Origin of the sequence: Lactococcus ileimucosae (assembly GCF_943193185.1) — a bacterium.
GTDB classification, from domain to species: Bacteria; Bacillota; Bacilli; order Lactobacillales; family Streptococcaceae; genus Lactococcus; species Lactococcus ileimucosae.
Genome location: NZ_CALPDE010000018.1, coordinates 1 through 12,666 on the forward strand (window position 1 = coordinate 1; position 12,666 = coordinate 12,666).

The 12,666-nt window shown below is 37.7% G+C and carries 11 protein-coding genes and 1 pseudogene; 4 read left to right on the forward strand and 8 right to left on the reverse strand.

Annotation, left to right across the window (positions count from 1 at the left end):
* Positions 1-58: 58 nt before the first annotated feature.
* Complete coding sequence (locus NFR51_RS08220; protein ID WP_251713224.1) at positions 59-319, forward strand: hypothetical protein; 261 nt, start codon at positions 59-61, stop codon at positions 317-319.
* Here the strand turns inward: NFR51_RS08220 and NFR51_RS08225 are convergent.
* From NFR51_RS08225 to NFR51_RS08245, 5 genes are all read right to left on the reverse strand, one after another.
* Positions 294-1,070 carry a MurR/RpiR family transcriptional regulator gene (locus tag NFR51_RS08225; protein ID WP_251713225.1) on the reverse strand — a complete coding sequence of 259 codons (777 nt, stop codon included), beginning with the start codon at positions 1,068-1,070 and terminating at the stop codon, positions 294-296. The two genes, NFR51_RS08220 and NFR51_RS08225, sit on opposite strands and share 26 nt — an antisense overlap.
* A 75-nt stretch (positions 1,071-1,145) precedes the next feature.
* A complete protein-coding gene (locus NFR51_RS08230) occupies positions 1,146-1,727 on the reverse strand; it encodes a hypothetical protein (RefSeq protein ID WP_251713226.1) in 582 nt (193 codons plus the stop codon).
* Positions 1,728-1,856: 129 nt separating this feature from the next.
* On the reverse strand, positions 1,857-2,573 hold the full coding sequence (locus NFR51_RS08235; RefSeq protein WP_251713227.1) for a DUF4811 domain-containing protein: 717 nt from the start codon (positions 2,571-2,573) through the stop codon (positions 1,857-1,859).
* Positions 2,573-4,099, reverse strand: a complete 1,527-nt coding sequence (locus NFR51_RS08240) for an MDR family MFS transporter (protein ID WP_251713228.1) — start codon at positions 4,097-4,099, stop codon at positions 2,573-2,575. Before NFR51_RS08240 ends, NFR51_RS08235 begins: the two co-directional genes overlap by 1 nt.
* Positions 4,096-4,545 (reverse strand): MarR family winged helix-turn-helix transcriptional regulator, encoded by a 450-nt coding sequence (locus NFR51_RS08245; RefSeq protein ID WP_251713229.1) that lies wholly within the window; start codon positions 4,543-4,545, stop codon positions 4,096-4,098. The genes NFR51_RS08240 and NFR51_RS08245 overlap by 4 nt, the downstream gene beginning before the upstream one ends.
* 731 nt (positions 4,546-5,276) lie before the next feature.
* On the opposite strand from NFR51_RS08245, the gene NFR51_RS08250 reads away from it, so the two are divergent.
* The gene (locus NFR51_RS08250; RefSeq protein ID WP_251713230.1) at positions 5,277-6,857 is read left to right on the forward strand and encodes a glycosyltransferase-like membrane protein; all 1,581 of its coding nucleotides are present in this window, start codon (positions 5,277-5,279) and stop codon (positions 6,855-6,857) included.
* A 107-nt stretch (positions 6,858-6,964) separates the two neighbouring features.
* Here the strand turns inward: NFR51_RS08250 and gyrB are convergent, their stop codons facing one another.
* From gyrB to NFR51_RS08265, 3 genes and pseudogenes are all read right to left on the reverse strand, one after another.
* Positions 6,965-8,923 carry a DNA topoisomerase (ATP-hydrolyzing) subunit B gene (gyrB, locus tag NFR51_RS08255; RefSeq protein ID WP_251713231.1) on the reverse strand — a complete coding sequence of 653 codons (1,959 nt, stop codon included), beginning with the start codon at positions 8,921-8,923 and terminating at the stop codon, positions 6,965-6,967.
* Between the two features lie 163 nt (positions 8,924-9,086).
* Positions 9,087-9,824: pseudogene (locus NFR51_RS11070) on the reverse strand (YwaF family protein).
* An 8-nt stretch (positions 9,825-9,832) separates the two neighbouring features.
* Entirely contained in the window at positions 9,833-10,432 is a 600-nt protein-coding gene (locus NFR51_RS08265; protein WP_251713232.1) for an HAD family hydrolase, read from the reverse strand.
* Between the two features lie 701 nt (positions 10,433-11,133).
* On the opposite strand from NFR51_RS08265, the gene NFR51_RS08270 reads away from it, so the two are divergent.
* Complete coding sequence (locus NFR51_RS08270; protein ID WP_251713233.1) at positions 11,134-11,829, forward strand: YitT family protein; 696 nt, start codon at positions 11,134-11,136, stop codon at positions 11,827-11,829.
* A gap of 132 nt (positions 11,830-11,961) precedes the next feature.
* Complete coding sequence (locus tag NFR51_RS08275) at positions 11,962-12,600, forward strand: glycoside hydrolase family 73 protein (protein ID WP_251713234.1); 639 nt, start codon at positions 11,962-11,964, stop codon at positions 12,598-12,600.
* Positions 12,601-12,666 lie beyond the last annotated feature (66 nt).

The following is a 12,666-nucleotide window of genomic DNA, read 5'->3' on the forward strand; positions in this document are numbered from 1 at the left end:
GTTACGTTTACTTTCTGAGTCTATAGTATAAAAAAAAAAAAAAGGTCAAATGAAATGAGTGTTTGATGAGAAAAGGGGCTTGGTTTGGCTTGGAGGTTTGCTTTTTCTTTCTTCTGGACTAAGAGAACTTGTTTGCAGACATGAGAAAGAGAAGGGAACAAAAGTAAAAATTTGGCTAAAAATAGCCAAAGCGGGAATACAAAAATCGCTCAAGCATGGCACTCCTGTTTGCCTTTTTCGAGCGATTTTTCTTTATTTTGGACTTTTGGTCCCTGCTTTTTTCTACATACTAGCTATAGTGAACTTTCTTTTTGTCTGATGGTTCCGTGTGCTCTATAAATGGTAAACATATCTACGATTATTCGACATACAACTTCCAAAGACAAAATACTTCCCGCATCGCCATAAAGTTCTTCTTTTTCTAACTTGCTTTGATAGGCCAAAAGATAGTGGTCACTTATCTGAGCCAGCTGGCTACGATGATTACCTGTGAACACTACTACCTTGGCTCCTTTTTTCTTTGCTTTTTTAGCTGCTGAAATAATTATTTTTTCTTCACCAGTCGAGGAAAGTATAAGCATCATGTCTGCTTTAGTGAGTTTTTCAGCATACATCTCCATATCATCATAATAGCGACTAATCGCATTTTTGCCTAAAGTCTGAAAGCGATGAATCATGTCATCTGCTACAGCTTCACTTGCACCACGTGCTACTGTCATAATCATATCCGCTTCAACCAATGCCTTTGATATAGCTTCTAACTGAGCGGGGTTAAGTAAACCGATCGTCCGAGAAACTTCAACCAAGTTCTTAAAAATATATTGATTTGCCTCGTCTGATAGACCTAGAATTTTGTTTTCTTCGCCATTACTTCCATTTTTATTACGTTTTAAAAAGTTTTTAAAATCCGCAAAACCATCAAAGCCTCTTTTTTTGAGCGTTCTCACAATTGTTGCTGTACTGACATGTGCCTCTTCCGCAATTTGGGTAATCGACATCAGTTGGACTTTAGACTTGTTTTCTTCTAAAAATTCCCATGCGTATATTTCCGTATCTGATAATTTTTCCATAACCTCCTAATTATACCACATGGCTTTGAGGAAGCCTATGTCAAAAAGTCCCCTTTTCGAACACTTTTATTTCCTTTATTCTGCCAGAGCTTTTAATTTTGCATTTTTAAAGACATCAACAAAATATATTTTATTGAGCAGCTTGCATAGACCAAAAGCAAGGTTGAAATCGACAAAGCTATGGACAATTCCTCCAAAAAAGACAAGCATGAGTAAATTGTTAAGTGCTTGTGAATCAGTATCCGCAAAACCTATACGGTAAAAGGCTAAAACTACCAATGCTTCTAATCCTGCATGGAAAACAGCCAAAATGAGATTAAAAACTTGTAGTTTAACTTTTTTGTCCACTAAATCTGGACTCTTTTTCAAAAACCAAGCACCAGCAGTCATAACCACAATGTGGGTTGCGGCCCGCATCCAAATAAGGGGAACTGGGACACTGATAAAGAAACCAAGTGTTGTCCCAACAGCTACAAGAGCGGTTAAATAAGGGCTAAAGAACATCGCGGCCATAACTGGCACATGTGAAGCAAGGGTAAATGATGCTGGCCCAATAACAATCTTTGCCGGCATAATCATCGGAATCAAAATCCCTAAAGCCGTAAGAAGAGCACCAATCACCAAGTTCCTGATTCTTTTTCTACTCTCAGAGTTCACTTTTATAATACCAACCTTTCTATGTTCACTATTTTACAATATTTCTAGAGTAAAAATATTACATTTCAGTTACAAATGTAATTGGATAACATGAATTAAAAAAAGTCTGAGGTACTCCAGACTTTCTAGCTATTCTTTAAAGCCAAGCCGCTCTTTTATTTTGCTGACTTGGAGCTTCGCAAACTCCTCTGGATTGCGCTTTTGCAGTTCCATCACTTCTCTCGCTTGTATTGGATTATCCTTTAAAAATGTTTCCAGTTGTGCTTGCATTGTTGGTGCTGCTGCCTGCAATTTTTTAGCTTCTTCTTGTGTCAAGACCAGCCAAGTGTCTTTAGGTACATAAGCACGTGCATGTTCAGAAACAAGTTTACCTTCCTCGTTACCGATACCAAAAAGAAATCTCATAAAGCTATTTTTAAATTGCCATCTTACTGTTCTTATCATAAGCTTGGCTTCTGATTCATCTGTTCGTTTATAATCTGCAGTTTTTTTCAAAGTTTCAACCAAATGCTTTTCATCGGGTTGGAAGTGAGCAGTCGGTTCTTTATCCTTTCTATTTGTACGGTAGACCAGCACATAGTTATGAGTACCCTTACCAATTTCTGACTTTAGGAGCATTCCAAATTCAACATCAAGAGGGCCTGCTGTATAGATTATTTTTGTCTCTGTTGATGTTCTTTTCTCCATCCCCCAATTATCCTTGATATGCAATGTCAGAAGCACGACAGACAGTGTGAGCAAAAGCAAAGATAATCCGCCTACAAAAGCACGCCAAACGTCTTTATCAATATACATGAATCCAAAAAAAGTTGAAAGTGCAAATAAAGTAATAAATATGATAATCACTATTTTACACCCCCTACTTCTTTTTTTCCTTTCGCAACATGCCCTTGAAGGAAAAATGAAAGAATTAGTCCAAAAAGAGCAAAGGATAAACCAAGGGCAAAAGAGGCATGATAACCTTTAAGCATCGCCTCCAACATGTCGCCTGCAAAAGCAAGTGGATTGGTCTCTTTCAAGCTTGCTGCAGGTTGTGAATTGGTAATAATATTTTGCGTAACAGAGCTTAAGAGGGCTACCACAACAGCTGAGGCTACTTGACGTGCCGTACTATTTGCTGCAGTGCCGTGCGCAGACTGTTCGCGCGGTAAAGCATTCATTGCTGATGCAGTTAAAGGCATCATAACCATAGCAATACCAAACATCCGTAAACCATAAAGGACTGTAATAAAATGCTCAGGAGTCGTTGTCGTCAAAAACATAAATGGGATTGTACCAACAGCTAAAATGGTAAAGCCAACACGGGACAAGCGTTTAGCCCCCACCTTGTCGTAGGCAGCTCCCGCAAGCGGACTCACAAGCCCCATCATCAGAGCGCCTGGCAAGAGTGTCAACCCTGAACTAAGGGGCGAAAGACCATGAACTTGTTGCATATACAAGGGAAGCATCATCTCAACCCCCATCATAGCCATCATCGAAAGCGCCATAACAACTGTTGTTAAGGCAAACTGTCTATTTTTAAATACAGAAACATCCAAAAAAGGATTTTCCATATGCAATTGGCGACGCACAAATACAGCGATAATAACAATACCTGCAACGATGGGTAAAATAACCGTTTGAAGGTTACCCCAGCCATCGCTCGCAACGTTAGTAAAACCCCATAAAAAAAGACCAAACCCAAGAATTGATTCCAATAACGAAAGGAAATCCAAGCTCACCTCACGATTTGGTACGATATCCCGCATGAATATCAGCATCAATACCCAACAAATGGCGATAACAAGCATAGGAATTAAAAAAATTGTGCGCCATGATTGTTCTAAAGTAAAACCTAAAATAACATGATTTTTATCCAAAATCCATCCCGCATAAGTTGGGCCAATCGCTGGGGCAAGACCAATAACAAGACCCATGCTTCCCATGACCGCTCCCATTTGTTTTGGTGAAAACATGTTGACCAGAACAACCTGCATCAGTGGCATTGAAATCCCAACAGCGATTGCTTGCAAGATACGAGCAGCCAGAAAAATATTCCAGGCTGATGTTGGCGCCGAATAAGCTGCAAACATCCCTGCCCACAAGATTGCGTAAGAAATTAAGTACAACCAACGTGTTGAAAATTTTGTTGCCAAATAGGCAGAAACAGGAATCATAATACCATTTGCCAATAAGAACCATGTGGTAGCTTGTTGACCCGTAGCCAGCGAAACGTTAAAATCATTCATTAACGTGGGCATCGCTGTTCCCAGCGAGGTTTGCATGAGCATCCCTCCAAAAGTAGCTACCAAAATAAGTGTAAGAATAATTCCCCGATTAAAAGGACTCTCCTGCCTATCGAGTGGCTGACCTTTTACACGTTCCTCAGTCATACTTTTTCATTTTCCTCCTCGAATATTTCCATTGCCAAGTCAAAAAAGAGTTGGACATCATCAATAAAATTTTTGGTACGTTCCTCACCCATTCGTTCCAGAATTTTCGCAATACGACTAATGGCTTCTTTTCTTGAACGTTCTGCTTCTTCACGTCCTTTAGCTGTAATGGCGACCAAAATTTTCCGACGGTCTATACGGGAAATCTCTCGTGTAACAAGGCCCTTTTCCTCAAGATTGTTGAGGATGGTTGCTACCCTAGCCGTACTCATACTGGTTTGTTTAGCTATATCACTGGGTAAAACAGGTAAGCCCGTATTTTTGTATAACTCCCTCAAAACCAATTTTTCACCATGCGCGTATTTATTAAAACGGCTCATCACTTCAGTTTTGCTTCTATTTTTTAAACAAGATAAAAAAGTTTCTGCTGCTTGATTGTAATCCATGCTCCTCATCTCTAACACTGTTAATTATTTAATACTGTTAGTATTATATTCTCTTTATAATAAATTGTCAATAATTTACGCTTTATGAAAGCCGCTTGATAAATAAAGAGTTTTCTTCCTCCTCATTAAAAAACGTGTACAAAAAATAGCCTCCGCAAATAAAGACTATTCTCAATCAATACTTTGTAAAAATAAAAATCTCCTTGCATAAGCAAAGAGCTAAAAACTATAAGGAGTATCCTACTGGATAAGTCAATTATAGCAAAATGAAAGCGGTATCTCAAGTCCTAATATAAAATATTCAACTCTTCTGACTGGAAGCAAGATTTCGAAAAAAACAGCTCGTCCACATATATTGTCTCTGAAATATCAGATGAATGCATTACAAGCACTAGACTTTAGATGGAGTGCCTTTCACTCCATTTGGCTAATCAACAATTTATGAAATATAAGAAACACGCATCGCAACCGGCACAGTTGTAACGGTCCAACTTAAAACTTTTATAAGTGTAAGTTTTTCCTCGTTCATAAAATCTGTCTATTTATGTCCGATTTTACAGCTTGTAAGCAGATGATAATGACCGAATATTGTGCTATACTGTACACAGCATTAAAAACTCATGTAATTGACAGACTATTAAGAAGGTGCAGACAGGACATACTCCAATTATTTGAACCCTGTATAACTTAGAAGCAAAGCCAATGTCAAAAATAAAAGGAAAGAGATTAAAGTGATAAAAAAAGTATATAAAGATAAGTTCGACAAGTTTATAAATAAAGCGATATTCGTACTAGCCTTTCTATTTAGCGCTCTTTGGCTTTTTAATACCGTGAGATCAGACAATTTTGCGATAGATAAAGTCTTCTCCAAAAATGGAGGCTATATTTTCATAGTTGCCTTAATTATCATGACCGTAGCATATTTAAAACGAAGTGAACTTAAAAAATGGGCAATTACTTCTATAGAATTTTTAACAAATCATATATTAGCACTGTTTGGAATAATGATCTTCTTTCAAATCATTATCCTTTTATTCGCTTCAGGACTTGCGGGTTATGACATCTGGGGACTCTATCATCATGCCGTAGGGGATCTAAATATTGAAAAATCACCCTATTTACAAATGTATCCTAATAATTTTTTACTTTTCCTATTAATGAAAGTAGTTCATAGTTTAACAGCCTTACAAGTCTTAAATATTATAGCAATTGATGTTTCGATAGTAATATCATTTTTTACAGCAAAAATGATATTCGGAGAACCTTCAGCAAAATATAGCGCATTAATATTTATGGCAACACTAGGCTTTACTCCCTGGCTTTTAAATACCTATAGCGATACATTTGTATTGCCTTTTGTTGCTTTAGGTATGTTCTTTCTGAGCAAGTGGAATCAAAAGTACACAGAACCTCTACATAGATTTGCCTATTTACTAGCAGCTGGTTTTTCTAGCGCTGTAGCTTATTATTTAAAACCCTCAGCAATTATTTTTGTGATAGCATATTTTCTGGTTTCTGCACTTAAATGCACGAAAATAAAAACCTTTCTTATCCCTTTAATCATATTTTTCATTGGAGCCTTGCTATTTGCAGCACCTTTGAAAGTATATATAAATCATCAAACAATTGTCCATTTTGATAAAGATAAAGAATTTCCTTTGACACATTTTATGATGCTGGGTTTATCTAAAAACGGTATGTACAATAAAGCGGACGTGAATCTTACACGAGCAGCAAAAACTGCTAAAGAAAAGAAAAAAGCCAATATTGAAGTAATCAAGCAAAGGCTTAAGAAGTTAGGAATTGTGGGGTACGTCCAATTTTTATATGGAAAATATTATAAAAATACACATGATGGAACCTACGCTTGGGGATCTGACGGTGGAGGCAAGACTGGTTTTATGGTGAAAGCCAATCTTAACGATAGTGAAAAACTCTCCCCTTTTATCCATTCAAGTTTTGGAAAATTTTTGAGAAGCTTCATTTATACAGATGATAATGGTTTAGGATATCAAAACGGGGAAAATCTTTTTGTTTATAGGATAATCGCTCAATTCGTATATATTATTATGGTTTTAGGTATATTGCTTTCAACTTTAAAAGAAAAATATGATTTCAAAATAATGTGGTTACTCCTATCCATGATTGGGCTAATGATGTTCTTGCTATTATTTGAGGGAGGAAGAAGCCGCTATTTAATACAGGCAATACCTGTTTTCACTCTTTTATCAGGTTATGGTTACAGCACTGTACCTCATCTTAAAGAAAAAATGCTAAACTTGCCCAGCAAGATAGAGAAAAATAACATGTAAAAAACGAGACTAAACCTCCAAATAAAAAGTGCTTACCCATAATTTGCTCTGCATACGGGTAAGCACTTTTTATTCGTATTATAGCTTTAATCCAGTTTTTTAATCAATCACACATCAATAGTCGAGTATTGCGCATTTGCCTCAATAAATTCACGACGTGGTTCTACACGATCTCCCATAAGCATATCGAAAATCCTGTCCGCTTCTGCGGCATCCTCAACAGAAACACGGGCCATTAAACGCGCATCAGGATCCATAGTTGTTTCCCAAAGTTGGTGATCATCCATTTCTCCTAAACCCTTATAACGTTGTACCGTTGGTTTTGCCCGTCCTTGCGACCATTTCTCAAGCGCAAGCTTAAGATCTCGTTCTTGGTTCTCACCAGGCTGGATATATTCTTTTGTTTCTGATCCTACCTTAATCCCATAGATTGGAGGCTGGGCGATATAAACATAGCCTGCTTCGACTACTGGACGCATATAACGATAGAAGAGTGTGAGCAAAAGCGTACGAATATGCGCACCATCCACGTCAGCATCAGTCATGATAACCAGTTTGTGATAACGCGCTTTTGACAAGTCATAGTCTGCACCAAAACCTGTACCCATAGCCGTAAAAAGAGAGCGAATCTCTTCATTTGCCAGAATTTTATCCATCGTTGCCTTTTCCACGTTTAGGATTTTACCTCGAATAGGTAAAATTGCTTGGAACTCACGATTACGTCCAGATTTTGCGGAACCTCCAGCCGAATCTCCTTCGACAATAAAAAGCTCTGTTTGCTCAGGGTCATTAGATGAGCAGTCGGCAAGTTTACCAGGGAGGTTAGAAATTTCCAAACCTGATTTTTTACGAGTTACCTCGCGCGCACGTTTAGCTGCAATACGTGCTTTACTTGCAAGAATACCTTTTTCAACGATTTTCTTAGCTACCTGAGGGTTTTCTAACATGAACGTCTGTAAGGCTTCTGAGAAAAGTTTATTGACGATACCGGTCACTTCACTATTTCCCAGTTTTGTTTTGGTTTGCCCTTCAAACTGTGGATTCGGATGTTTTACAGATATAACAGCTGTCAAGCCTTCGCGTACATCGTCCCCTGTCAGATTTTCTTCATTGTCTTTGAGAAGTTTTTGAGCTTTGGCATAGTTATTAATGACACGCGTTAAAGCTGTACGGAAACCTTGTTCATGCGTCCCGCCTTCGTGCGTATTGATATTATTTGCAAAAGACATGATTGTTGAGTGATAGGTTCCGGTATATTGCATAGCAACTTCTACAGTGATACCCTCCAGTTCACCCTCTGTATAGATAGGTGTATCAAAAATAACCTCTTTATTTTCATTAATGAATGAAACGTAAGACTGAATACCGCCTTCATAATGAAACATGGCATGTTTGTCTTCTTGCCCTTCACGTTTATCCGTGATCGAAATACGCAATCCCCGGTTCAAGAAAGCCAATTCTCGGACACGTGTTACTAATTTTTCATAATCGAAAACTTGTGTCTCAGTAAAAATAGTCGGGTCTGGCGTAAAGTGAACAGTCGTACCACGTTTATCTGTTTCACCGATAACTGCCAAATCTGCAACAACCACGCCACGGCGATACTCTTGATAATACTTTTGCCCCTCCTTATGAACTGTTACGTCTAACTGTGTTGATAAGGCATTAACAACAGAAGAACCAACGCCATGCAAGCCACCAGAGACTTTATAGCCGCCACCGCCAAACTTACCTCCAGCATGAAGTACAGTAAAAACTGTTTCAACAGCCGGACGCCCTGTTTTCTCTTGAATATCTACAGGAATTCCTCGGCCATCATCCACAACTGTGATAGAATTATCAGGCTCAATAAACACCTCAATATGGCTAGCAAATCCGGCAAGCGCTTCATCAATAGAATTATCAACAATTTCCCAGACCAAATGATGCAGGCCCTCTTTTGAGGTTGAACCAATATACATCCCGGGACGCATACGGACAGCTTCAAGTCCTTCTAGGACTTGAATCTGACTGGCATCATATTCTTCGACCATTTTTTCAATTTGTTCTTTATTTTCTTCGTTCAAAATAATCTCATTTCTTTGAAAATACTTGTCTATAATTATAGCATAATCTGCTCTTTTTTACTATATACCGCGACATGTACAAGCTTGATAATTGGCAGGAAAAAACGTGGAAAAAGAGTAGCATAAAGCCATTTTTGCTTCTTCACATGAGAGAGTCCACAACTTAATTGGCATGTATTTTTGAAAAGTTCTTCCATGACCAAGGCAGATAAATGATTGTCCAGAAAATTAAGACCGTCATAATCAGTCCTACAATATAGTAAGAACCAAAAATATTATAGAGTGGCTCAAGTGGACTACCAGGAACCGGTATTCTTAGAAAGAAAAAGTTTTGGTCCCAAATCTGATTGAGAAACGCGCAGATAGGCACTACAATCATTAAGAAAAGTGTAGAACGCCATAAATTGCGCCAACAAGGAACAATCTACTTAGTCATTAAGCGCATCAAAACATAAGTTATTAACAAACAATGAATTAGAAAACTCTGCCATACGAAAATGTTAACAAAATTATTTGTTACCCAGTTAGGAGTCAAAAGGGCAAAAGCTGCTCCGGGTAAAGTCAAACTATACAACAGCTCACGACTGGTTTTCGTTGAACGTACAGAATCATAGGCAATAATAAAAATTCCAAGCCCACAAAGTTGGAAGGGTAAGCTGGCATATTCAAACTGGTTTGTCATCACTAAAATAACGTCTCTAATAATTTCAGTTAAGAGAATAAAAGAAGCAATGCCTAAACGAAGTTTTTTTCGCTTATTATCATTCGCTCGGATATATGTACGCGTCAGTGTAAAACTGAGAAGTGCTAACAAAGATAAGGCAAATAAATGATCGGCACTAAACAAGCCAAAACCAGGTCCCACTGCCTTTTCGTTAGAAATAAGAAAGGTATTCATCATGATTCACTTTACTCCATAAGCTCTGTTAATTTTTTAATATTTTTCGTTGCCAATGAACATTTTTGATGACTATCAAAGAAAATCGTCTCAACGCCCGCAGCGTGTCCGGCTTCAATATCTAACACTCGGTCTCCAATCATCACTGTTTTCTTCGGGTTTAAATTATATTTTTGCAAGAGATAATGGACAGAATTGGGTGCTGGCTTACGGGGAAAGCCATCATCTGCTGTTACTATTTCAGTAAAATATTGAGAAATATGTGCTGCTTTCAATATAGTAATAACCTGCTTATCTCTATGTGATATCATAAAGTTTTTATAGCCTTGCGTTACAATATTTTTCAAAAGTTCCGTTGCACCTTCAAATAAAATTGGTCGCGCTAACCCTTCTGCTTCTAATCTTCTATATGCAGCTAGAAATCCCGGAATATGACGCGCATATTGTTCAATGGCATATGCTGTTGACACCTTAAGAGCAGCATAAATCTCATCATGCAAGACAACTCGTTCTTCCTTTTGCCACAGCGTCGCAGCAAAAGCGTGACTGGAACTTTCATAATTATTGAGCAAAGTTCCGCCCAAATCCCAGATATAATTTTCATAGTTCATCTGATAATTATACCACAGCCTGGTAGAGCTTCCTGTTTTAAAGGTGCTCTTACGCTAATAAGGGTTGTATATGCTGGCTTTAAAAGAAGGTCTAGACTTCAAGAGTTTCAAAGAATCAAGCATGAAATTTACATTTTCGTACTGCAAAAAAATCCTCACCATAGTGAGGATCTAAAGATGTTACAAAAAGAGTATCATTTGGAATGTTTTTATTATACCTTCCACTACTTAAATCAAGCTAAAAAAAATAAAAATTCCTCTGTTTTTAATAAAAAGAACTTTTACAGTTGCTCTGAACCAATGAGAACGGTGTTTCTCTCTTAGTTATAGTTCTACTTAAGTTTCGAATGTAATAATTAAGGTTACAACACTAAAACAAGGTACTGCGTTTAAAATCAATAAGAAATATATCAGTGGGGCGATAAACTAAATATTAATACCCGAAAGACACGCTCACATTAAACGAAAATTTTCTACAGTGGGAGGTGTCACAGTTTTTGCCTGTGGGTCGCCTGCGGAAACTATGATTAAATTTTTTGCTTGACAGCTCTGTAGAAGACTAAAAGATGCTCCATCTATCAAGAAGAAGGCACTCTCTAATAGGAAAATTTCAAAAAAGTCTTTGTCTACCATCTGTTATAAATTTATTTTATTCGAAAAGCCTAAGTATCTTAGAAATAATGAGCAGTTAAGGAGAAAACATGACACTTTTAAACGTGAAAATAGATAAATATTTTATACGAGATTTACTGATATTACTTATCGGGGTAGGACTTTATGTCCTCTCTGTACAACTTTTTGTCATTCCCAACCGTTTGGCTAGCAATGGTGTCGCTGGTTTTTCTGTACTGATGGACTTTGTCTTTGGGATTAATCCCGCTATAACTTTTCTCCTCGTCAACATTCCTCTCTTTATCTTTGGTCGAAAATATCTCTCTTCACGAGAAATTCTCCTCAGCATTCCAGGAGCTGCTGCTATGAGTATCTGGATGATTATCTTCGAAGCTGCTGGAGTAACAGGGATCCAGTTTTCTAATATTATCTTCGCTGGTTTCTTTGATGGTATTTTATCTGGAGTAGCTGCTGGCTTGGTGGTCATATCTGAGGGAACTTTCGGTGGAACTTTGCTTCTGGGACGTATTTTGGAAGAAAAATGGAGCTTCAAGGTTGATAGAGTCTTATTTAGCGGTGATGTCATTGTTCTGAGCCTTTCTCTTCTGACTTATCTCACACTACCAAATTTTGCAGTCACTCTCCTGTCTTGTTATCTCTTCAGTAAGATGGCACTTATTGTGGGGCGCTCTGACTATCGTCAAGGACTTCTTCGCCGTCTCACCTCCTTCTTCCCTCTGCTGCAGTTTGAAGCACAATCCATTAAAGAGAGAGAAGGACGATAACATCTCTAAAATTCCAGAATTTTAACCTTTTTATAGCTCTCTATCTCAAAAGCTTAAGCTGCTGGGAACTTAAGATTACAACACCTTTGCATCTTTGTACACAGATTGTTACTTTTTTGTTATACTAGTTCCATGACATATGATAAAAATCGTCGAAGAGCTTCTTCTAAACCTCGAAATTTCTTTCGTTTTGTTTTACAGTTTTTGATTTTTCTTTTTATTGCAGTGCTTCTTTTGGCTTTCAGAAACGTTCATACAAGCGATAACCGAAATACGACTGAACTTGCCACACAAGTTGAAACTACTACCGAATACAACTTCATCCGCACAATTGCTCCTTATGCCCAAGAATCTCAGAAAAAATATAATGTACTTGCCTCTCTAACCCTTGCTCAAGCAGCTCTGGAAAGTGATTTTGGTCAAAGTGGTCTTGCTGCCAAGTATTACAATATTTTTGGGATAAAAGCTTATGGTAACGTTCCAACTGTCACTCTGGAAACAAAAGAATTTGAAAATAACCAATGGATTACTGTAAAAGCGCAATTTCGCGTCTATGACAGTTGGAAGGAGTCCGTAGAGGGACATGCATATCTTTTTACCAAAGGTACAACCTGGAACCCCCAACAATACGCAAGTGTCCTCGCTGCTAAAAATTACAAAGAGGCTGCTCGAGCTGTTCAAACATCTGGTTATGCAACTGACCCTGCCTATACTGAAAAACTCATCCAAATGATTGAAAGCTATGGTTTAGACCAATACGATAAAATTTAACTTTTCTTTTTTAAGAATATATAAAAACGTAGAGAAACCAAATATGGTCTCTCCACGTTTTTTTTA